The organism is Candidatus Nitrososphaera evergladensis SR1 (assembly GCF_000730285.1).
Taxonomy (GTDB): Archaea; Thermoproteota; Nitrososphaeria; order Nitrososphaerales; family Nitrososphaeraceae; genus Nitrososphaera; species Nitrososphaera evergladensis.
This window is the reverse complement of sequence record NZ_CP007174.1, coordinates 921,436-942,527: the sequence shown is the minus strand read 5'-3', so window position 1 is coordinate 942,527 and position 21,092 is coordinate 921,436. Positions and strand designations below refer to the sequence as shown.

The following is a 21,092-nucleotide window of genomic DNA, read 5'->3' as shown; positions in this document are numbered from 1 at the left end:
TTAAGGAGTTTAGATGCTATAATGAAAAATAATAGAGCGTTTTAAACATGCCCTTTGGTTGTTTTTGCTGCTTGGACAGATCAAGTGGTATTGAATCAAACTCTTTATTATTAAAAGTGACAATAACCTGCGTGGCCAATGAAATCATTTATGCCATTTCCTTCGTCATAAGCCTCATCGTTTCGACGGTCATAATCTATATCGTTACAAAGCTTTTCGGAGAAAAAGAGGGGATAGGCCGCGCCTTTTTGGCCGCAATAATCGGCGCAATAGTCTATTCTGTGAGTTATTTCCTGTTCGGCACGGGCTGGCTGGCCGCAATAATAGGCGGGTTCGTTTGGCTCCTTGCGCTCAGGGGGCTGTACGGCATGGGATGGCTCAAGTCGCTGGCCGTGGCAGTAATAATCTGGGTATTTGCCGCAATAGCAGGGCTTTTGCTCCCTACTGTGGCTGGGCCGCTTTAAGGCAGAGGAGATGCTCAGTGCACTAGGAAAATAGACAGCAACAACGACGGCGGCTGGGAGGCAAAGACTGCAGGCGGAGCCGAGCCGTCGTGGTTTTTCAACGCCCCGTCAATGGAATTTCAAAAGCTTGCGGGCAATGTGAGGCCTGCTGGTAAAGGGGCTATTATGGGCCAGCTCCGTGTTTGGCCTGCCCCCTTTACCGCAATAGCGACCTGCGGTGAACGGAGCCGAAGCCCGGGCCGCCATTTCACAGGATATTGTTCTTGTACGCGCTAAAAAAGTAAAAAAGTTTCCTCCAAGATGTATTCTGTACTTATACGGGCTCAAAAGGCCATTACTACCAGTATACGGGATACCTTCTTTTTGGGATGGCATTGTTAAAAACAATTGCCACTGCGACAAGAATCAAGGCGCCGGCAGCCACAGGGATCATGAACCAGGCAAGAGAGCCAGCATCGGTTACCGCTGTTGACGCCAAAAACGCAGTCGCGCCGGCTGGCGGGTGCGTCAGCCTCAGGATCTGCATCGCAAAGATAGAGACTGCAACAGAGATGGCCATCAAGACGTATTTTTCGCCGCCTGCGAAATACGCGGCATGCAGCAGGGCCACAGCAGCCCCAATCAACCCAGACAGGACATGCCCAACGACAGTGTTGCGCGGCTGCGCAAGCGGGCTGTCGTAGACGGAAAAAAGCAGAACAACTGATGCCCCAAAAGGCGCAATAAGAAGAGGCAGAGAAAAATAAGAGGCAATAAAGCCGACCGCCACTATGCCAGTAAGCGCACCTGCAAGCGACGCGATCGAAGGGACAAGCTGGCTTTTGGCCGCAATTTTGATCGGAGGGGCGCGGTCGTTGCCTCCTATTTTCAGGGCATACGCTTTTAACAACGCGCGCAAAACGCCTGTAGTTTTTTTCTGCCCGCGCCCTGAAGGGCTGCTGGTTGCGCTCATAAACTCCCGGCAAAAGACGCTGACGATTTTTGTGCCTTTCCATCGCCTGCAAGCGCGTGCAATCAATAGTTTATCAACGCTAATGTAGTAGAACATGTGTCCTGCAGTACAGCAACAAAGAAGCATGGAAGGTCCCGGAGAAAAAATAAGGCGCATAATAGTTGCAGTCGACTCCTCTGAAAATTCCAGAAAATGCGCTGGCTTTGCCGCCAGCCTGGCAAACGCCACGGGCTGCGAGACCATAGTGCTCACTGTGATAAAGAACAGCGACATCGCCGACACCGAGGGCAGAATTGACCACGACAAGCTGCAAAAAGCAGAAGAGGAGACAAGAAGACTGCACGAATCTTTGGTGGTGGGCAGCAACATGTTCACTTTTAAGAACAAGATAAGATCTGAAATTGTCAGGGCAGACGATATCTCTGACGCAATCTGCAAATACTGCGCAGAAACCAACGCAGACATTGTGATAGTCGGCAGGAGGGGCCTAGGGTTCCTCAAGGGGATGCTCATCGGGAGCGTGTCAGAAAAGGTGACAAGGAACTGCCAGTGCTCAGTCATGATAGTAAAGTGATGACGATGATAACGATCATTATCGTCATCATGTCCATACAATAATATACATGAGACGGAGACTTTTTTACCGACATATACATGCCCGCCAAAAAATGGCTTGACAAAGAGGTATCGCTTGACCCAATAAAGAAGCAGACAATAGCGGTTATCGGTTACGGTATCCAGGGCCGCGCCCAGGCCTCCAACATGAAGGACTCAGGCCTCAACGTAATAGTCGGCCTGAGAAAGGGAGGCAAGACTTGGAAGCAGGCAGAGGCAGAAGGCCACAAGGTCATGGAAGTTGCCGACGCCGCAAAGGCTGCAGACATTATCCATATCCTCATCCCCGACATGGAACAGGAAGAGACCTACAAGCGCGACATCGCCAAGCACGTGACGGCAGGCAAGGCGCTGTCATTTTCGCACGGCGCTGCAATCCACTGGAAGTGGATAGTCCCGCCAAAGGACGTCGACGTCATCATGGTCGCGCCAAAGGGTCCGGGCCAGCGCGTCCGCGAACTCTACCAGGACGGCTTTGGCATCCCGTCGCTTGTGGCCGTGCACCAGGACCACACGGGCAAGGCGTGGGATCGTGTCCTTGCAATGGCAAAGGGCATAGGGAGCACAAGGCCGGGCGTGCTAAAGACTGATTTTAAGGAAGAGGTGGAGACTGACTGGTTTGGCGAGCAGGTAGACCTGTGCGGCGGGACGCACGCGCTTGTCATGAACGCCTTTGAGACGCTGGTCGAGGCAGGGTACCAGCCAGAGGTGGCATATTTTGAGTGCCTCCACGAATTGAAACTAATCACGGACCTTGTACAAAAGTACGGCCTGACGGGCATGTACAACCGCGTGAGCGAGACTGCCCGCTACGGCGGCCTCACCCGCGGACCCCGCGTGGTGGACAAGGACGCCAAGAACAAGATGAAGCAGGTGCTCAATGAAATCCAGTCAGGCGAGTTTGCAGAGGAGTGGGTCAGCAAGTACAAGAAGGAAGGCAAGCACTCGTTTGCCCGCTACATGAAGGACATCGAGAACCACCAGATAGAAAAGGTCGGCAAGGACCTCCGCAAGATGATGTGGCCGGACCAGGAAACCTAGATTTTTTACAAAAACAAGAAAGGCAGGCGTTACTTCTTGCCCTTCTTTACGTTTTCATTGATGTGCTTGATTATTACGGATAGCGGCGTTCCGGGGCCAAAGTTGCCAGTGACGCCCTTGCTTTCAAGCTCCTTCCTGTCGGATTCAGGTATGATGCCTCCGCCAACTACCAGTATGTCCCCTGCGCCCTTTTCATTCAAGAGCCGGGCAACCTTTGGGAACAGCGTCAGGTGCGCACCGTTGAGCAGGCTCATTGCGACCACGTCGACATCCTCGTCAACTGCCATGCTTGCCACCTGCTCTGGCGTGCAGAACAAACCTGAATAGATTACCTCCATGCCAGCGTCGCGAAACGCCCTGCAAAGCACGAGCGCACCCCTGTCGTGGCCGTCAAGGCCAAGCTTGGAAACTAGCACCCTTATCGGCTTTTGTTGCTGCTGCATGGTAGTAGTGGCAGTGGAAGACGATGCTGACGACGACATCACCTGCTATGCAGTTTTTCCTCTTAAAATATTTATTCACTGCAAATGCGATGAATAAAGTCCGCCGTTTAGAAGCCATATATAATAAAGATGCAATAATTACAGTGCAGATGGCTTCTTCGTCAGAAGTAGAGGTTGAGAGCGTAAAGAGGCAGGTGGACATCTACAAGCAGCTAGCAAAGTGCCTAGATGCCCAGGATCTTGCTTCGTACGACAAGGTCAAGATGTACAAGCAAATGCGCAAGCAGTTGCACGCCAACATGAAGCGCTATTCCAAGGAAGGAAAAGGCGACCTTGCCAGGATGATCTCGCAATCGCTTGCGGCCTGACGATATTTGTTAAGGATATATAATATCCAGCACCCAGCTTGCCCGTGCTTCCCATAGTAAAGGGCCTCGTGCAGGGCGACAGGCGCTCCCTTGCAAGGGCAATTTCAATAGTCGATAATCAAGAGCCCGAGTCAAGGCAGATAATAAAAGAGATTTTCGAAAAGACGGGTAAGGCGCGCACCGTCGGCTTTACCGGGCCGGGCGGCGCAGGCAAGAGCTCGCTCGTGGGACGGCTGATACCAGAGTGCCAGGCGCTTGGCCACAAAGTTGCCGTCCTGGCAGTGGACCCGACAAGCCCGATAACGGGAGGTGCCATCTTGGGCGACAGGGTAAGGATGCTTGGCAGCCTTGATGACGAAAAAGTGTTCATGAGGAGTATGGCGTCAAGGGGCGCAGTAGGTGGAGTGTCAAAGTCACTCCGGAACGCGATCAGGGTGCTTGACGCTGCCGGCTATGACCTGATTCTGGTGGAAAGCGTGGGCGCAGGCCAGCTTGAAATAGAGATAACCAAGGTGGTCGACCTGACAGTGGTTCTGTTTACGCCAAACACCGGCGATAACGTGCAGGCAGTCAAGGCTGGGCTGACAGAGGTTGGAGACATTTACGTCGTCAACAAGGCCGACATCGACGGCGCAGGACCGCTGTACAACATCCTTGTAGACATGATAGGCGACACCGAGCGCAGGCCGCCCATACTAAAGACGTCTGCCAAGACGGGCAAGGGCGTCAGGGAACTAGCGCAGCATATTGACAAATTGCTAAAGGAAAGAAGCATTAATTATAAAGTACGCGAGAGGAAGATGCTAGAGGACGAGTTGAAAGACATGGTTTCAGACATTGTCTCGCAAAAGGTCGCTTCCATGCTAAAGGAGAACAAAAAGTATTCGGCTTTTATAGACAAGCTTGCAAGAAAGGAGATAGACCCGTACATGGCTGCAGACAAGGTTGCTGCAAGCCTCTTCAAGTAGGCGAGGAGAGAAAAGAAGAGATGGCAAAAACAGCAGAGAACGCGGCAACAACGAGCAAAAAAAAGATAGTAACCGACTCTAACATCCCAGTCAAGCGCGCGTACAAAAAGGCTGACATCAAGGGCCTCAAGGACGAGGACCCCGGCAAGTACCCGTTCACGCGCGGCCTGTACCCGGAGATGTACCGCGAGCGCGTCTGGACCATGCGCCAGTACAGCGGCTTTGGAAGCGCCGACGAGACGAACAAGCGCTTCAAGTTCCTGCTTGACAAGGGGCAAACAGGACTGTCACTGGCGTTTGACCTCCCCACCCAGACCGGCAGGGATTCTGACCACCCGATGTCAGAGGGCGAAGTAGGCAGGACAGGCGTTGCCATCAGCTCCATAAAAGACATGATGACCTGCTTTGAGGGCATACCGCTCGACAAGGTCAGCACGTCGATGACAATCAACTCGACAGCGTCGACGCTGCTATCCCTGTACATCACGGTCGCCGAATCGCAGGGGGTAAAGCCCGACCAGCTCCGGGGCACAACCCAGAACGACATACTGAAAGAGTATATCGCAAGAAACACTTACATCTACCCGCCCAAGCCCTCGATGCGCCTCATTGGCGACATGATAGAATATTGCTCAAAAAAGGTGCCCCAGTGGTACCCAGTCAGCATCTCCGGCTACCACATACGCGAAGCCGGCTCCAACGCGGTGCAGGAACTGGCGTTTACGTTTGCAGACGCCATCGAGTACGTCGAGACGTGTACGGCCAGGGGCCTCAAGGTCGACGACTTTGCGCCAAGGCTGTCGTTCTTTTTCTGCTGCACCATGGAGTTCTTTGAAGAAATCGCCAAGTTCAGGGCGGCGCGCAGGATATACGCCAAGATAATGAAGGAAAGGTTCCACGCAAGGAGCGCCAAATCCCAGCATTTGCGCTTCCACGTCCAGACATCCGGCGAATCGCTGACGGCGCAGCAGGTGGACAACAACATTGTACGGGTTGCGACAGAGGCGATGGCCGCGGTGCTTGGCGGCTGCCAATCGCTTCACACAAACTCGCGCGATGAAGCCCTTGCGCTTCCGACGGAGCAGTCTGCCAAGGTAGCGCTTCGCACGCAGCAGATAATCGCAAGCGAGACGGGCGCGATAAAGACGGTCGACCCGATGGCCGGCTCGTACTATGTCGAGCAGCTGACAAGCGAAATTGAAGAGCAGGTGTGGAAGTACCTAAAGCGCATCGACAAGATGGGAGGAGCAATGGCGGCGATCGAAAAGGGCTATTTCCAGGAGGAGATCCGCAACAATGCCTACCGGTTGAAAAGAGAGATTGACGAAAACAGCAGGGTCATTGTCGGCGTCAACAAGTACCAGGACGCACACGACGTCGAACCGGCGCTCAACAGGATTGACCCGGAGATTGAGAAAAAGCAGCTTGCAAGGCTGAAGGAGTTCAAGGCAGGCAGGGACATGGCAAAAGTAAATGCGGCGCTTGCGACCCTTCAAAAGAACGCGGAAAAGGACGAGAACCTGATGCCTCACATCATAAACTGCGTCAAGAGCTACACCACGCTTGGCGAGATAAGCGACACCCTGCGCGGGATCTTTGGCAGGTACGAGCCCAAGATCTCGTTCTAAAATGCAAGAGAAATTAATAAGATGGGGGCATGGAATAGAAGAATATATGCGCGTAGACCATATTGCCATCGCAGTCAACAACGTCGACGAGGCCCTAAAGAACTACCAAAAGATCCTAAACGTCGACCACCTAGAGATCGAGACCGTGCCCAATGAAAAGGTCAAGGTTGCGATGCTCATGCTCGAAGACACAAGGATAGAGCTGATGGAGCCAACGTCCCCTGACAGCCCGATATCCAAGTTCCTTAAAGAGCGCGGCGAGGGCATACACCACATCGCAATAACCGCCGACGACATTGTCAAGGACGTTGACAGGGCAAAATCGCAGGGCATGAGGATGCTGGGCGACCTGCGCACCGGCTCGTACGGGAGGCGCATCACGTTCATCCATCCGAAATCGCTCAACGGCGTGCTGACAGAGTTCTGCGAGGCACCGCCGGCTGCTGACGGCCACCATCACAACAACAACGCAGAGTAAGGGCTAATACCCCTCTCCCTCCTTTTCCATATTTGCAGATTGGACTACTATTGCGATGATCTTGTGCAAAGGCTTGCAAAGGCGGTAGAGAAAAACCGCGCCGACGCGCTCCTGCTGTCAGGAGGCCTCGACAGCGCAATCATTGCAAGCATCCTAAAGCCGCGGTATTGCGTGACTGCAGCCCTTGGCAAAGACGCGCCGGACCTTGCCTACGCCCGGCAGGTTGCGCAAAAGTACTGCAGGGTACATGCGGAGGCAGTATTTGGCCCTGAAAAAATGGTCGAGCTTGTCGATATCGTTGTACAGGTTTTCAAGACGTTTGACCCGATAGAGGTGCGCAATTCGTGCGTTGCACTTGCCGCCCTTTTGCGGGCCAAGGAGGATGGCTACCGCGCCGTGGTGACAGGCGACGGGGGCGACGAGCTGTTTGCAGGGTACAACTATTTGTCGCGCTATTATGGCGATTATGAGAAGCTTGGGCAAGAGCTTGCGCGCCTGTGGCAAGTGATGCATTTTTCCTCAAGGGCGCTTGGCGAAAAGATGGGCGTCGAGGTCAGGGCGCCATTCCTTGACAGGGAATTTGCAGAGTACGCCAAGTCGATGCCTGCAGGCGAAAAGGTAGGCGAGCGCGACGGAGAAAAGTGGGGCAAGTTTGTCCTGCGGAAATGCTTTGAGCGCGACCTCGGTGGGCTTGCGTGGCGCAAAAAGATGGCGCAGGAGCAGGGCGCCGGCACCGACCAGTTCCACAAATACGTCGAGGACATGATAGACGACTCTACGTACGCAAACAGGGCAAAAATCGCGCTTTTGGAAGGCGTTAAACTGCGAAGCAAGGAGCACCTGCACTATTACGCAATGTTTCGCAGCTACAATCCGCCGCCAAAAGAGGAAGCAGGCGGATGCAGCAGGCGCTGCCCGGAATGCGGCGGCTGTTTTGAGTGGACGGGCAAGTTCTGCAGGACGTGCGGCGCGTTTCCCGTGACGCCTGTTGCGTCACTTTGAGTACTTGCCAGGCTTTTTGACGAATATGCGCTTGCATCCTTCACAGCAGAAAAAGTATGTCTTGCCGTTGTGTTCGTGGGAGACCGCAAGCTCCTGGTCCATCTCGATTCCGCATACGGGATCGACTGGCATTTATGGCGTTTTGCGCTGCAAAAGTGTATTTATTGTTTTGGAAAATGAACTACACGGCAGGTAGGAAAAAACTGACTGACCAGTCAGTTATCTTTATTTACCACTAATCTGTTTCTATAAATATAATTGGACACCACTAGAGAATCCGCTTTGAATAATGCAGGTTCTGACAGCCAGACGGTCGTCATGAAGGTAGACAACATCACCAAGGTCTTTGATTCGGCAGCCGGAAGGGTTGCAGCCCTTCGCGGCGTCAACATTTCAATCAGAAAAGGCGAGTTTGTGGCAATAGTCGGCCCCTCCGGAAGCGGCAAGTCGACGCTTCTTAACATAATTGGCGCCCTTGACAAGCCGACGTCGGGCAAGGTCTACATAAACGGCATAGACGTCTTTGCGCTTGCAGACTCGGAAATGGCCACCATGAGAAACCACCTCATCGGATTCATCTTCCAGTCGTACAACCTGATAAACAGGACGACGGTCCTGAAAAACGTCGAGCTCCCCGGAGTGCTTTCAGGCATGGGAAGCGCCGAGCGCCAGAGGAGGGCAGAAAAGCTGCTTGAAGTGCTTGGGATTGGCAACAAGGCCGGCTTCAAGCCGGTCAACCTTTCTGGCGGCCAGCAGCAGCGAGTCGCCATTGCAAGATCGCTTATGAACGACCCGGCGATAATCCTCGCAGACGAGCCGACTGGAAACCTTGACACCAAGACTGGAAACGAGGTGTTTGACTTGCTAAAGATGCTTTCAAGCAAGTTCCGCAGGACCATAGTGATGGTCACGCACAACCCAGAGCTTGCAGAGGCCTGCGACAGGGCGATATACATCCGCGACGGCAAAGTCGAAAAGGAGGTAGTGAACAATTGAAAAACTACTACTCCTCCTTTACTCCTTCAGTCATGGCGGCTGCAATAGTAGTAGCAGCAGCGCTTGTTGTCAGTACCCCGCTTGGAGCCTTGGCGCAGTTGAGCGAGGCAGACATAATAAACGCCAATATAAGCGGGCCGGTCTTCCTTGACGCCTTTTGGACAGACAGAACCACCATGCCTCCGGCAGGCACCCCGCTTTCCAAGGTCGAAGTCGCGCCGGGAGACGGCTCGTCCATCCTTGCGGTGACGCTTGTCAACAGGGGATTTTCAGACATTACCTCCGTGTCAGGAACCCTTTCGTTACCGTCGGGGTTCACATCTTCTTCCAGATCCAGCGAAGCGGTTGCGACGTACAACGGAATCGTCACTGCAGGCAACACGTTCACGCTCTTTTTCCAGGTGAACGTTTCTGACAATGCGTCAATCCAAAGTTACAGCTCTGGTCTCAAAGTAGAGTATTCTAGAACGCTAGAGTCAGGCGCGCCAAGAACTGCAGACATCAACGTCCCGTTCAAGCTGACAGGCAAGGTCATCCTTGACGCTTCGTCAGAAGGCGGAGTCGCACCGGGAACTTCGGGCAGGGTGGCGATAAAGATAACAAACACGGGAAGCGCGCCGGCCACAGGGGTCGTTGTGACCGTTCCAGGCTCGTCCGGCGTCAACCCCACCACGCAGCAGGCGTCGCTTGTGGCAGTTGGGCAAAAATCGTTTGAGATTGGAACAATTACGCCGGGAAACTCTACCACGATAGAGCCGGTGCTGTACGCCAGCAACTCTGCAGGGGAGACGCTGCAGACAGTTCCCCTCCAGATAGAGTACGGCAACACGTACGGCGAGAAAAAGAACTCGACTGTGCCGGTGGGCCTCATCATCCTGCCGACGTCTTCAAGCTCGCCACTGAGCGCTACGCCCGTCGGCAACTCCTCCATAATGACAGCTGGCAAGATAACGGACCTGAGAGTGTCGCTTGCAAACAACGGCAACCAGCAGCTGTCAGACATAGTGGCTTCCATAAGCTCTACTGCGGAGCAGATAAAGATCCTCGGCAAGACCAGCTGGACGGTAGGCGACCTTGCGCCCGGCGCAAGCCAGGAGATATCAACTCAGGTGTATTCGTCAACCGACATGATAGGCAAGGCGGCGACCTTCAAGCTCACTGTCCAGCGCATATCGGCGGGGCAGCCAGAGATAGAGACGTTTGACATCGGCACGTACGTCGATGGCGAGATAAGCGTCAAGGCGTACGAGATAGGCGTGACCTACATCGGAGGCGTGCCCAACATAACGGGCAACCTCCTCAACGAAGGAAATGTGCTTGCGCTCTTTACCACAGTGGAAGTGACAAGCGCACATGGCCTTGCAAACTCGCTTCCGCCGCAGCAGTACCTTGGCGACCTGCAGGAAAACTCGCCCCTTCCATTCAGCATACCAATTGATGTCGCCAACAACACTGGCGCAGGGACGTACCCCGTGGAATTAAAGGTGCAGTACAAGGACAGCCTGAGAGAACAGCACACGCTGGACATCAAGGCCAACGTCGACTTTAAACCAGAGGCACCTGCGCAAAACACCCAGCAGAGCCAGGCAGGCAGCACGATGATGATAGGAGTCATTGCAGGCATAATCGCTGCGGTTGTAATCGCGGTGGTTGTAATACGCATGAGGAAAAAGTCGAAACTAAAGCACACGCTCCAGTTCAGCAAGCAGCAGAACGGCGACGGCAGCGGCAGCAATGACGACATCGAGTCAGTGCTGGACAGCCACCTTGGCAGCGGCAGCAAGAAAGAAGAAAAAGAGCGCGCAGGCAAATGAACATCAAGGAGATCTTTGCGCTATCCATTGACGCGCTGAGGGAGCGCAAGACAAGGTCCGCCCTCACTATAATGATGGTGGTAGTTGGAAGCTCGCTCATGGTTGCGCTAAACGGCATGACCGCCGGTTTTTCCAACTTTATCAGCTTCCAGTTCAGCAAGCTTGCGCCAAACGTGCTGTTTGTGACAAGCGCGCAGGCCCAGAGCGGAGGAGACCCGTTCGGAGGAGGGCCGCCGCCTGTGCCAAAGATAACTCTCAATGAGGCCGTGGTGAGCAGGATACGCTCGCTCCCGTTTGTAAGCGACGTAATCCCGTCGTACCAGGGCGCCATAACGCTTGAGGCTGGAGGCAGAAAGCACGATACGACCGTGTTTTCAATCGATCCGCAAAAGCTGTACGTGATAGCCCCTACCACGACGTTCTTTGAAGGCTCTAGCATCCGGCAAAACGACCCCTCTGCGATAATTCTCGCAGAAAGGGTGGCAAACCCGCCCGGCGACTCTACCCCGTTTGCAGTGGTAGGCCAGACGCTCCGGGCCACGTACACGTTTGTCGACCCTGACACGGGCAAGCAGGAAAAAGAGACGAGGAGTTTTGTCGTCTCGGGCATCATGAAGGCCACAGGCAACCCCACGATCGATAACGCCGTCGTGTTCAACCGCATCGCCGGCAACCAGATGCTCCACAAGGCAGGCAAGTATGACGCGCTCTTGGTGGCGGCAGACTCGGGAGACTTTGTCGACGCTGTCGAGAAGGAGATCCGCAGGCTCTACGGCAAGGACATTGGCATCACCACTCCAAAGGCGATACTGGAGACCATACAGCAGTTCATCGGAGGCTTTAGCTCGTTTACCACCAGCATCGCGCTTGTGGCGCTTCTGGTAGGTGCCGTCGGCATAATCACCACGCTCTACACGTCAGTCACCGAGCGTATCAGGGAGATAGGCACGATGAAGGCCATAGGTGCGCAAAACAGCTTTATCCTGGTGCTGTTTCTAGTCGAGGCGCTGACCATAGGGGTCATTGGCGCTACGGCCGGCATGGGCGTTGGAATCATGGGAGGATACGTGCTTATCGCAGGCTTTGCGTCGCAGGACCCAAGCTCGCAGAACATGACGCCAGTGTTTTTGCCGCAGGACATGGGTACAGTATGGGGACTTTCAGTCGGATTGTCGGTGCTTGCCGGCATGTATCCTGCATGGCGCGCTTCAAGGACAGCCCCGATAGTGGCGCTAAGGCGCGAATAGCCACACAGAGTCACACACGCATACCATCGTCAGTATTTTTGCCACGGCCTTGCGTGCTTTGTCATGTGGCAGGCCTCCGAGCAGAAATAGTCGTTGCACATGTAGCAGAACACAGGATAGTCCTGCGTCTTTTTCCCACAGGCTCCGCACGTCGCAGACATGTCCATGTCGGTATAATAATACGCAGAAGGGATACTTGTGTTTTTTAAAAGAGGTTAAAGAAAAGAAAAAAGGCAGAATCCGGACCTTGCGGTCCAGATAGAGTCAAAATCCCGTTTTATGGGATGGACCTGCTGTACAGCTTGCCTTCAAGCGCTAGCTTGTACATCTCTGCTACATACGGGTTCTTGGCCGGTGTTTCTGCACCCAGTTCCACCAGTCTGGCGTACACCCTTACCACGTACGCAAGGGCGCCCATGAATGCCACTACGACACCCATGTTGAACATCCAGTGGTTTGGAACGGAGAAGATTTCCTCCACGAACCAGAAGTGCCACATCTCGTTTACGCCGATCGTGAACATGGTCGCCAGATAGCCGATGATGGTTATCTTTAGGCCTGTGTTCATCGAGTTGCCTGGACCTCTGAGTATCGGGACTCTTCTGTCGTAGACTGCTACCATACCCCAGCCGACCGGGAGAGCCACGAAGTGGCTGTACAGCCACCAGTGAGCCGGTGTAAAGGCCGAGTCTCTGATTGCAGTCTGGTGCAGCGAGCCATCGACGAAGTTGTCTACTTCGACGGAGGCTGCAATTGAACCGAGCATGATCACCATTATGTAGATCTTCTTCAGTCTCTGGATTTCGACTTCCTTCGGGATCAGTGCTGGCATCTGCGCCATGATTTACCTAGTTAAGGTTCGCATATATTAACCTGCATTTCAAAAATACACAGGTAGCTATCAATTAATATAGCATTATCATCAAACAATATTGAAATTTTCTAATGTATAAGTTAAAAATGCAGATTTATAATACATAACAAGTGTCAAGCGAAAGTGATTATCAAAGACGATAATCTCTTCATCTTTCATCTGAAAATCGACAAAACAAGAGGGGCTTACAGAATGCACTCTATGGTATAGACATGCAGCTATTTTGGCTTTACTTTGATTTTGCAAGAGTGCAAAAGGCATACGCACACACACACATGCGCTCTGCTGCTAGACATGGGTGGCAGCTCAGTCAAATGCCTTCTCTTCATCTGTGTCAGGATTAACTCTGAATCTTCACAGCTGCCAACCAAGCTTGGCGCACCCCGCATTAATAATCATGCTTTTCTTCAAGGAACGGCTTGTACATCTCTACCAAGTCCGAAAGAGGGAAGCGCTTTTTGCCCACTATCTTGATGTCGACATTTACCTTGTGGTTCTCTATCTCGATGATGTTGTACGAGTTTTCAAAGAACCCCCGGAACCTGCTTGAAGAGGTGGTTCCGGCGTAGCCGATCTCAAGAGACCCAAGCTTCCACACCCACGGCCTGTGCTTGTGCCCGCACAGGACGAGGTTCACCTTTGACTGGAGGCACGTCCTTAGCGTGTCGCCAGCGTCGAGGATCAGGATCTTGTCGGTGCCCGTGTCGGGTATTCCCACGAGGTGGTGGTGCATTGCCACTATCTTGACCTTGTCTGCGTATTTTGCAAGCGTCTTTTCCATCCACAGGTTCTGCCGGTAGCCTACTTCACCCTCGTCCCTGTCAGGCCTTGCCGTGCCAAGCGTCAGAATGACTGCGTCGCCAAACTCGTAGACGTGCTTGGTGGGAAAGAACTTTTTGAACAGCAGGTAGCCCGTGTGCCTGTAGTCGTGATTGCCTGCGATGACAATGATGTTTGGACACTCGAATCGCTTTATTTCGCTGCGCGCTTTTTCAAACTGCGGCAGTATGCCTTCGTCAGTAAGGTCGCCGGTGATTATGATTGCGTCTGGCTTGAGCTTGTTCACTTCGTCGATAACGGTGTCAAACACTTGCTGCGAAAAGAGGCTGCCTACGTGGATGTCTGAAAGCTGGACAAGACGCATCTGCATATTTGCAGCCTCCGCGCTATATAACACGTTTTGCCAGCAGCATTAAGACAGAAGCAAAAAAAGCAATGTTATATTAACGCCTCCAAATAGTTAGTAGGACAACAGCAGCAAAAATGCCAAAGCGCAAGATAAAGGAGGAAAAGCCAAAGAAGAGGCTTGGCAAGAAGGAGATGCTCATCATCCCGATCATCATGGGCGGAGCCACCCTCGTTGCGCTTTTGCTGACCCAGCTGTACCCGCCGCCACCTCCTTGGCAGGTCTGCCTAAAGAACCACAACGTCGAGACGTTCCAGCTTTTCCCAAGAATTGAAGTAATGGTAGACGGCCAGCCCATGCAGCTGCCTGACAACGTAGGCCACCAGCCAAAGGACGGCCAAGAGTGCCTGCGCCCAATACACACGGACAAGGTAGGAAACGACGTACACATTGAATACATCAGGCCGGTGAAGCTTTCGATGGTCGACTTTATGCGCATCTACTCGTACGACAACAGGACGATAACCGTCGTCAGCAACTCGACCGGCAGCAACGTTGACCAGGTTTTGACCCTGAACGACTATAACGTCCAGTATTCGTACTTTTCTGAAAAGAACGAGTTCACCAAAGTCCCTGACATAAAGGATGTCCCGGTCTTTACAAAGGAGATGGTCGTAAGGATGGAGCTCACGCACAAGTGAGTAGGATTAAATAGGAAAGCACAGGCTCCCGCTTTGATTCGATTTGGCTAAAAAGACTACTGCTGCTATAATCAGAGGAGACGGGACAGGTCCGGAGCTCGTAAACGCGATGGTCAAGGTCCTAAAGGCGTGCAACACAAAGATTGAGCTCGTCCAGTGCGACGCCGGCTCTGAATGGTGGGAGAAAAATGGCGGCAATTCGTACATCTCGCCGGAGGTCTGGAAGCTTCTCGAAGACTCGGACGCCTGCTTCAAGGGTCCGACCACCACGGTCCCCGTGCCAAACGCCCCAAGGAGCGTGGCAGTAAGCATCAGGCAAAAGTTCCAGCTGTACGGCAACCTGCGCCCGATAAAGACATACGCCAACGCCGAAAAGCAGCTTGACTTTATCTGCGTCCGCGAAGCCACCGAAGGGCTGTACGCGGGAATCGAGTTCAAGACAAGCGACGACTCGGCAATAGCAATCCGCAAGACCACAAGAAAGGGATGCGACCGCATTGCAAGAAAAGCGTTTGAGGTTGCCAAGGACTACGGCTGGAAAAAAGTCGTCGCAATCACAAAGCGCAACATCCTGAAGGAGACGGACGGCATATTCTGGTCGTCGATTGAAAACGCGGCCAAGGACTTTAAGGGAATAGAGTACGAGGAATATTATATCGACAACATGACGCAGCAGCTGGTCAAGAACCCGGAACGCTTTAACAAAAACGTGCTTGTCAGCACCAACCTGTTCATGGACGTGATATCCGAATGCGCATCCGGAAACGTCGGCTCTATCGGCAACGTCTACTCGGGCAACTATGGCGATGACTATGCGATGTTCGAGCCGGCGCACGGCTCCGCCCCAAAGTACGCAGGCAAGGACAAGGTCAACCCCGTGGCGACGGTGCTATCGGGCGCGTGGATGGCAGACTACCTCGGCGAGCGCGAGATCTGCAAGGCGATATTCAAGGCCACAGAGGATGTCATAAACGAGAACAAGTACGTGACCTACGACCTAGGTGGCACGGCATCTTTGTCCAAGATGGCCGACCAGATAGCCACAAGGTCTGCAAAACTGCTCAAAAAGTAAGCTCGATGGCGTAAAGGCGCTCGTAAAAAAGCGCCTTTTCTGCGACCACCTTTTTCTTTAGCCTTTTCTCTCGCACAAATTTATCAAGTGTGGCCGAGTCTGCAAGCGACGACACTATTGCAAGCATCCTGCCTTCTTTTTCTGACAGGAGCGGGAGCGCCGACTCGATAAAGCGAATAGTTGTTTCCATGCCGGCTGGGCCGCCGTGTATCGTTGTGTCTACTCGAGGGTCGCCGGGCAGGTACGGCGGGTTTGTAACTACGAGGTCAAACTTGCCGCAAAGTGCGGACGCCGCGTCGCAGCATACGAGCATCATACATTTTCCCCTGCAATACCCAAGCGATGCAAGGTCAATGTCCGTTCCCACAACGTTTGTGAAATTTGCAAGGAGCGACTGCGCGACCGCGCCCGAGCCGATGCCTATCTCAAGGGCCCACGTGCCCCGGTAGTGTTTTGCGCATTCCACCAAAAAGAGCGTGTCTTCTGCAGGCACGTACATGTTATTTTACCATCCCTGCCGCAAGCGCGACTATCTGCGCGGGTACAAGCTGGTCCACGCGCTTGTCGCCAAAGTCCATTCGGATACCAAGTTTTGCAGCGACGGTTGACGCGCGCTTGTTGCGCTGCGAAAACAGCCGGTTGACGTTCTTTACTGTCTCGCGTGTCATCGAGTGTTTCAAAGTTGCCCGGATGACTGTCGACTCTACCAGCGGCGGAGGATTGAAGCACTCTTTTTCTACATCAAACAGCTTTTCAATGTCAAAGCAGTACGACGCAATTGCAGAGATTGCCCGATAGTTAGGGTCGCCGGGTTTTGCCAACAGCTTCTCTACAAATTCCTTTTGCACCATCACTATCGCGCGGTCAAATTCCCTTGTGGCAAGCCATTCAAACGCGTCGCGGCTTTTGGAATACGGCAGGTTTGACACAAACACGTCAAAAGACTGCTCGTCGCGCTTGAACAGGTCCGCATTTACAAGTTCAAGATTGGAAAAGGCAAGCGTTGTCTTGGCGACAGCATAAAGCGCCCTGTCGACTTCGTACGACACGACGCTCTTTGCGCGCCGGCACAGCTCTTTTGTCAGGATGCCGTTGCCAGTTCCTGCCTCGCACACGGTCTCATGCCTGCCTATGGCAGACGCGTCAAGTATCTTGGCAAGCACCCTGAGGTCGGCAAGGAAATGCTGTCCCAGTGCCTGCGTCTTGGTGCGCCTTGGCAATTACTTTCTGACGAAAAGGTTCATCCGGGCCTGGCCCATTATCTCTTCGATTATCCTCTTGGCCACAAGCTTTGCCGGCTCCCGCAGCCCAACGCGGTTTTGCAGGTCTGCAAAGCTCTCAAATCTCTTCTTTTCCCGTTCCTTGATTATCGTCATCATGTAGGTCTTGCCTATGCCCGGTATAAGCTCCAGCGCGTGTATCCTCGGAGTTATCGGCTGCGACATGTTGATGTAGTCGACAAACCGCTTTTCGTTTGCCAGCACCACCTTTTCCACGATTGCAGGAAGCTCGTTCTTGGCCGACTGCGAGACGTCGTTATAGTCCAGCCTCCCAAGCACGCTCATTATCTTGTTGCGCCCTTCCCGGCCGATGTAGAGGCGCTCGCCTACCTCAAAGGTCGAGTTCTGCACGCCCAGTAGCTCCAAAAGCGTCAGGCGCTCCTCGCCTATGGCCTGCACAATGACTCCCTCCCGCCCCCTCACGGTGGCAGACTTGCCTCTTGGAGTGTAGTCAAGGACGTAGGCATATTCCTCGTATTTCCTCTGGCCGTGGTCGTGGCCCGCTTCGGCCCTTGCTGGCGGCTGCTGGCCGGCGGCTGGATCTTGTGCTGCTGACAAACTGGCTCTCTATCCTCCCTATACTGTAGAATAATTGCTATTTAGCCTTGGCTCTCGGACTTGAGTATGGAAAGCATCTTTTCAAGGGTCTCGGTGAGTATGAGTTTCTTCCACCCAAACGTAAAAGCCCTCAGTTCCTCGAGGGTGGTGGGCATGACGTTAACGACCTCCACTGCCTCTTCCTGAGTGAGGTCGCACTGCTCCACAAGCTGCTTTACCATCTTTGCAGCCGTCTTGGCGTCTGTCTTGGCAAACTTGCCGACATAGTCTGACGTCCAGCGCTGGATCTGGTCCATGTCATCGGCCTTGACAGAGTCCAGTATCTCCTTTACCTGCGCGGTCGTGATTATCTCTTTTTCCAGAGTCTCGGTCATGCTGACGCCTCCGGAGCGGCCAACGGCTTGATGTGGTTGAGGCGCGTCTGGAGGATCTTTTCCTTGGAGCCAAACATCACTGACACCTTTAGCGTGCGCTTGCGCACTTCTTTTACCACTCCGATGCGCCCGTGGAAGCGCCTGTGGGGCGTGGTGTCGTGCTCACGTGGGTCAACTTCAATGATAACCTTGTCTCCAACCTTGTAATCGTGAAGGAGGTAAGATATGCCCTTGACTACATTGTCCTTTGTCAGGATTGAGCGAGCCTTTCTCCGGGTACCGTGCGATCTTGGCATATTTTCAATACGAAAGCGTTTTAACCTTAATTTAAGTTATCTGCACGGGTTTTCAAAGGACAAACTATATCATCATCAATTCTCAACGTCGGCGATGCCCTTGTCGGCAAGCGTAAAGAGCACTTCCCTCTCTGCGTGGTACGGGCTGTCGACCATCCTTGCAATCCTGTTCTTGCCTGACGAGCGCTTCAGGTATATCCTGTAGGTGCTCGTGTGGGCGACAACATTGCCGCCGGTAGGCCTTGCCGCATCTCCAAAGTACGCGTCCGGCGACGACTGTATCTGGTTCGTTACGACGACTGCGACCTCGTACGTCTCGGCCATGCGCACAAGGATGTGCATGAACTTGTTGAGGCGCTGCTGGCGCTCTGAAAGCGTCGCCCTTCCAAGGAACTCGGCGCGATAGTGCGCCACAGCGGAATCAACGATTACAAGCTTTATCCCCTGCTCCTCTATCACGGGCCCCGTCTCCTCTATTATCAGCTCCTGGTGGGCGCTGTTGTACGCCTTGGCAACGACAATGCCCTCAAGCGCCCTGTCAGGGTTTACGCCCCGCGCCCTTGCTATTGTCACGATGCGCTCCGGCCGGAACGTGTTCTCCGTGTCAATGTAGATAGCCTTGCCGGAAAGGCCTCCTGCGGTCTTTGGCTGCTGCACCATCACGCAAAGCGTGTGGCACAATTGCGTTTTCCCAGTGCCAAACTCGCCGTACACCTCTGTGACAGCCTTGGTCTCCACGCCGCCCCCAAGCAGGTCATCAAAGTTCTTGGCGCCGGTGGATATGCGCTGGCCGCCAAGCATCCTTTTTTCATAGAGGCTCGTTGCCGTCACAAAGCTCCTGTCGATGATCCCAAGCTCCTCAAGCGCGATGCGGGCTTTGTTACACATTTCCACTGCCTCATCCATCTCCATGCCCGTTGCCTCTGCAACGTCGACCGGCCCTCTCACTAGGAGGTCCTTTATCGAGCGAAAACCAGCCTCCTTTAGCCGCTTTTCGGTCGCAGGACCGATGTCCTCTATGGAGCCAAGTGCAAGCTTGGAGCTCTCGTCTTCTCCCAACGCGGATTTCTCTTGTGCGCCGGCTACTAATTGGTATCGGGCGCACAAGAAGCGCTTGCTCCGAAGCATAAAAGTATATATCTATGTTCATTCTGGTATGCCTAAGATAGAGGGATATGATGGAAAGCAAGACGTTGGTCGTGACGGCTCTTGCGACAGTCATGGTACTGTCTGCCGTAATTGCATACATGCCAAGCGCTAGCGCGCACGGTGTGCAGGCACAGCTGCAGAGCAGGTTTGTGAGAATTGATAACGAGCAGTTCTCCGACAATACCCTCCAGACAGGCGAAGAGCTAACCGTAAGTGGCGAACTAAAGAGTTTGGTCAACAGAGACCTCAGAGGCTGGCTTTCTCTGTTCAGCGAATCTGAAAACGCTGGTAACAGATGGGAGTTCCTCGCAAGAGACCCACCAGGCAACATATTCGACATCAAGGCAGGTCAAACAGTGCCGTACTCAATCACCGTAAAGGCGCTTGAACCAGGCACATACCACGTACACACACAGCTCAACATTGAGCACATCGGTCCGGGTCTAGGCAGGGGTCAGACGGTGAACGTCACTGGCGAGCCGATACTAAAGCCAATTCCGTACAACAACATTGTATACCAATGTATAATCATCGGAGCTGGCCTTGGCATAACCTTCGCTACCAGACCGTGGCAAGTCATCTAAAAGAGCACACAAATACGCTCCCCCCTTTTTCCTTTTAATTTCTCCATATTCTACAAGGCAATCGCTTAATACACTAGAGCATCTTTACTTGCAGCATCGCTTTTGCTTGACGACATAAAACTCGAAGTAGAAAGGATGCTTGCTGGACGCGACCCCGGCCACGACTTTGCCCATGTCACGCGCGTCTACAAAACTGCAGAGCGGATTGGCAGAAAGGAAAGTGCAGACATGGAAATACTGCTTGCCTCCGCACTCTTGCACGACATCATAGTTTATCCAAAGGGCAGCGACAAAAGGACCAAGTCGGCAGACGAAAGCGCCGAGCTTGCAGAAAAGATGCTTGCCGCACGCGGCTGGACCAAAGACAGGATAGACAGAGTGTCGTACTGTATAAGGGTGCACAGCTACTCCAAAAATATCGCCAACCCAGAGATTCTGGAAGCCAAGATACTGCAGGACGCAGACAGGCTGGACGCGCTTGGCGCAATAGGCATCGCCCGCACGTTTTCAGTCGGAGGCTCCGAGATGCGCAGGTTCTACAACCCGGAAGACCCGTTCTGCAAAACAAACAGAAAACCGGAAGACACGCGGTGGACCGTCGACCATTTCAAGGCAAAGCTGCTAAAGCTTGAAAACACCATGCATACTGCCACCGCAAAAAAGATTGCAAGCGAGCGCACGCGCTTTATGGAGGCGTTTTTAGCCCAGCTGGAAAAAGAGATCTCGGGCTAGCTGTAATCGACAAAGTACTTGTAGCGCTTTTCCACTTCCTTGTTCTGGCCTGCAAGCACCTTTTCAATTTCAGCTTCAAGCGCCTTTTTTGCGTGGGCCCTAAAGCTGTCCGCCTCGGGCGTCTTTTGGAAGGTAGAAAGCGTGTACTCAAAGTGGCGCATGAATTCAACTACCTTGGCGCGGTATTCATCCTGCGCGGGTTTTTTCTTTTCTATCTTGAACCACGCAGTCGCGCACGCAGTAGCATAGAGCCGGGCAAGCTCGTCAATCAGCCTGTCGATCTCAAAAAAGTCGGCCATGCGCCGGATTTCGGGCCGGCGCTGTATAAAT

Annotated in this window: 28 protein-coding genes; 15 read left to right on the top strand and 13 right to left on the bottom strand. The window is 53.3% G+C overall.

Annotated features, from left to right (window positions below; translation table 11 throughout):
• Nucleotides 1-131 precede the first annotated feature (131 nt).
• The gene (locus NTE_RS04880) at nt 132-464 is read left to right on the top strand and encodes a hypothetical protein (protein ID WP_148699999.1); all 333 of its coding nucleotides are present in this window, start codon (nt 132-134) and stop codon (nt 462-464) included.
• 337 nt (nt 465-801) lie between these two features.
• Here the strand turns inward: NTE_RS04880 and NTE_RS04875 are convergent, their stop codons facing one another.
• Entirely contained in the window at nt 802-1,416 is a 615-nt protein-coding gene (locus NTE_RS04875) for an HPP family protein (protein WP_158385130.1), read from the bottom strand.
• A 124-nt stretch (nt 1,417-1,540) separates the two neighbouring features.
• Here NTE_RS04875 and NTE_RS04870 point away from each other — a divergent pair, with 124 nt between their 5' ends.
• Together NTE_RS04870 and ilvC are read left to right on the top strand one after the other, a co-directional pair.
• Nucleotides 1,541-1,990 (top strand): universal stress protein, encoded by a 450-nt coding sequence (locus NTE_RS04870; RefSeq protein ID WP_158385128.1) that lies wholly within the window; start codon nt 1,541-1,543, stop codon nt 1,988-1,990.
• 80 nt (nt 1,991-2,070) lie between these two features.
• Complete coding sequence (ilvC, locus tag NTE_RS04865; RefSeq protein WP_148699996.1) at nt 2,071-3,072, top strand: ketol-acid reductoisomerase; 1,002 nt, start codon at nt 2,071-2,073, stop codon at nt 3,070-3,072.
• 29 nt (nt 3,073-3,101) lie between these two features.
• On the opposite strand, the gene NTE_RS04860 is transcribed toward ilvC, so the two are convergent.
• Nucleotides 3,102-3,554 carry a cobalamin B12-binding domain-containing protein gene (locus NTE_RS04860; protein ID WP_226987189.1) on the bottom strand — a complete coding sequence of 151 codons (453 nt, stop codon included), beginning with the start codon at nt 3,552-3,554 and terminating at the stop codon, nt 3,102-3,104.
• 110 nt (nt 3,555-3,664) lie between these two features.
• Here NTE_RS04860 and NTE_RS04855 point away from each other — a divergent pair, with 110 nt between their 5' ends.
• The 5 genes from NTE_RS04855 to NTE_RS04835 all read left to right on the top strand — a co-directional run bounded on the left by NTE_RS04855 (nt 3,665) and on the right by NTE_RS04835 (nt 7,959).
• Nucleotides 3,665-3,883, top strand: a complete 219-nt coding sequence (locus NTE_RS04855) for a hypothetical protein (protein WP_148699995.1) — start codon at nt 3,665-3,667, stop codon at nt 3,881-3,883.
• Between the two features lie 44 nt (nt 3,884-3,927).
• A complete protein-coding gene (meaB, locus tag NTE_RS04850; RefSeq protein WP_148699994.1) occupies nt 3,928-4,851 on the top strand; it encodes a methylmalonyl Co-A mutase-associated GTPase MeaB in 924 nt (307 codons plus the stop codon).
• 20 nt (nt 4,852-4,871) lie between these two features.
• Nucleotides 4,872-6,479: an acyl-CoA mutase large subunit family protein gene (locus tag NTE_RS04845; protein ID WP_148699993.1), complete on the top strand. Its 1,608-nt coding sequence runs from the start codon at nt 4,872-4,874 to the stop codon at nt 6,477-6,479.
• 46 nt (nt 6,480-6,525) lie between these two features.
• Complete coding sequence (mce, locus tag NTE_RS04840) at nt 6,526-6,957, top strand: methylmalonyl-CoA epimerase (RefSeq protein WP_148699992.1); 432 nt, start codon at nt 6,526-6,528, stop codon at nt 6,955-6,957.
• A gap of 63 nt (nt 6,958-7,020) precedes the next feature.
• On the top strand, nt 7,021-7,959 hold the full coding sequence (locus NTE_RS04835) for an asparagine synthase C-terminal domain-containing protein (protein WP_148699991.1): 939 nt from the start codon (nt 7,021-7,023) through the stop codon (nt 7,957-7,959).
• Here NTE_RS04835 and NTE_RS04830 read toward each other — a convergent pair.
• On the bottom strand, nt 7,951-8,091 hold the full coding sequence (locus NTE_RS04830; protein ID WP_075055745.1) for a YHS domain-containing protein: 141 nt from the start codon (nt 8,089-8,091) through the stop codon (nt 7,951-7,953). The two genes, NTE_RS04835 and NTE_RS04830, sit on opposite strands and share 9 nt — an antisense overlap.
• A gap of 126 nt (nt 8,092-8,217) precedes the next feature.
• Between NTE_RS04830 and NTE_RS04825 the strand changes: the two genes are divergently transcribed.
• The 3 genes from NTE_RS04825 to NTE_RS04815 are packed head-to-tail and all read left to right on the top strand — an operon-like array spanning nt 8,218 to nt 12,016.
• Nucleotides 8,218-8,955, top strand: a complete 738-nt coding sequence (locus tag NTE_RS04825) for an ABC transporter ATP-binding protein (protein ID WP_226987188.1) — start codon at nt 8,218-8,220, stop codon at nt 8,953-8,955.
• On the top strand, nt 8,952-10,769 hold the full coding sequence (locus tag NTE_RS04820) for a COG1361 S-layer family protein (RefSeq protein ID WP_148699990.1): 1,818 nt from the start codon (nt 8,952-8,954) through the stop codon (nt 10,767-10,769). The genes NTE_RS04825 and NTE_RS04820 overlap by 4 nt, the downstream gene beginning before the upstream one ends.
• On the top strand, nt 10,766-12,016 hold the full coding sequence (locus NTE_RS04815; RefSeq protein ID WP_148699989.1) for an ABC transporter permease: 1,251 nt from the start codon (nt 10,766-10,768) through the stop codon (nt 12,014-12,016). The genes NTE_RS04820 and NTE_RS04815 overlap by 4 nt, the downstream gene beginning before the upstream one ends.
• A 29-nt stretch (nt 12,017-12,045) precedes the next feature.
• On the opposite strand, the gene NTE_RS16395 is transcribed toward NTE_RS04815, so the two are convergent.
• From NTE_RS16395 to NTE_RS04805, 3 genes are all read right to left on the bottom strand, one after another.
• Entirely contained in the window at nt 12,046-12,183 is a 138-nt protein-coding gene (locus NTE_RS16395; RefSeq protein WP_158385124.1) for a hypothetical protein, read from the bottom strand.
• Between the two features lie 110 nt (nt 12,184-12,293).
• On the bottom strand, nt 12,294-12,857 hold the full coding sequence (locus NTE_RS04810) for a methane monooxygenase/ammonia monooxygenase subunit C (RefSeq protein WP_148699988.1): 564 nt from the start codon (nt 12,855-12,857) through the stop codon (nt 12,294-12,296).
• Nucleotides 12,858-13,278: 421 nt separating this feature from the next.
• Entirely contained in the window at nt 13,279-14,034 is a 756-nt protein-coding gene (locus NTE_RS04805; protein ID WP_148702039.1) for a metallophosphoesterase family protein, read from the bottom strand.
• A 119-nt stretch (nt 14,035-14,153) separates the two neighbouring features.
• Here NTE_RS04805 and NTE_RS04800 point away from each other — a divergent pair, with 119 nt between their 5' ends.
• Together NTE_RS04800 and NTE_RS04795 are read left to right on the top strand one after the other, a co-directional pair.
• A complete protein-coding gene (locus NTE_RS04800; RefSeq protein ID WP_148699987.1) occupies nt 14,154-14,717 on the top strand; it encodes a hypothetical protein in 564 nt (187 codons plus the stop codon).
• A 43-nt stretch (nt 14,718-14,760) separates the two neighbouring features.
• Nucleotides 14,761-15,789, top strand: coding sequence for an isocitrate/isopropylmalate dehydrogenase family protein (locus NTE_RS04795; protein ID WP_148699986.1), 1,029 nt, complete (start codon nt 14,761-14,763; stop codon nt 15,787-15,789).
• Here NTE_RS04795 and NTE_RS04790 read toward each other — a convergent pair.
• From NTE_RS04790 to radA, 6 genes are all read right to left on the bottom strand, one after another.
• A complete protein-coding gene (locus NTE_RS04790) occupies nt 15,779-16,288 on the bottom strand; it encodes a class I SAM-dependent methyltransferase (RefSeq protein WP_148699985.1) in 510 nt (169 codons plus the stop codon). The two genes, NTE_RS04795 and NTE_RS04790, sit on opposite strands and share 11 nt — an antisense overlap.
• A gap of 1 nt (nt 16,289) precedes the next feature.
• Nucleotides 16,290-17,009, bottom strand: coding sequence for a ribosomal RNA small subunit methyltransferase A (locus NTE_RS04785; RefSeq protein ID WP_148699984.1), 720 nt, complete (start codon nt 17,007-17,009; stop codon nt 16,290-16,292).
• On the bottom strand, nt 17,010-17,627 hold the full coding sequence (locus tag NTE_RS04780; protein WP_148699983.1) for a DUF655 domain-containing protein: 618 nt from the start codon (nt 17,625-17,627) through the stop codon (nt 17,010-17,012).
• A gap of 41 nt (nt 17,628-17,668) precedes the next feature.
• Nucleotides 17,669-18,001 (bottom strand): RNA polymerase Rpb4, encoded by a 333-nt coding sequence (locus NTE_RS04775; protein ID WP_148699982.1) that lies wholly within the window; start codon nt 17,999-18,001, stop codon nt 17,669-17,671.
• Nucleotides 17,998-18,297, bottom strand: a complete 300-nt coding sequence (locus NTE_RS04770) for a 50S ribosomal protein L21 (RefSeq protein WP_148699981.1) — start codon at nt 18,295-18,297, stop codon at nt 17,998-18,000. Before NTE_RS04770 ends, NTE_RS04775 begins: the two co-directional genes overlap by 4 nt.
• 75 nt (nt 18,298-18,372) lie before the next feature.
• A complete protein-coding gene (gene radA, locus NTE_RS04765; protein WP_148699980.1) occupies nt 18,373-19,356 on the bottom strand; it encodes a DNA repair and recombination protein RadA in 984 nt (327 codons plus the stop codon).
• 116 nt (nt 19,357-19,472) lie between these two features.
• Here radA and NTE_RS04760 point away from each other — a divergent pair, with 116 nt between their 5' ends.
• Together NTE_RS04760 and NTE_RS04755 are read left to right on the top strand one after the other, a co-directional pair.
• Complete coding sequence (locus NTE_RS04760) at nt 19,473-20,030, top strand: methane monooxygenase/ammonia monooxygenase subunit B (RefSeq protein ID WP_226987186.1); 558 nt, start codon at nt 19,473-19,475, stop codon at nt 20,028-20,030.
• Nucleotides 20,031-20,132: 102 nt separating this feature from the next.
• On the top strand, nt 20,133-20,762 hold the full coding sequence (locus tag NTE_RS04755) for an HD domain-containing protein (protein WP_226987185.1): 630 nt from the start codon (nt 20,133-20,135) through the stop codon (nt 20,760-20,762).
• On the opposite strand, the gene NTE_RS04750 is transcribed toward NTE_RS04755, so the two are convergent.
• A complete protein-coding gene (locus tag NTE_RS04750) occupies nt 20,759-21,061 on the bottom strand; it encodes a hypothetical protein (protein ID WP_148699979.1) in 303 nt (100 codons plus the stop codon). The genes NTE_RS04755 and NTE_RS04750 overlap by 4 nt on opposite strands.
• Nucleotides 21,062-21,092: the final 31 nt, after the last annotated feature.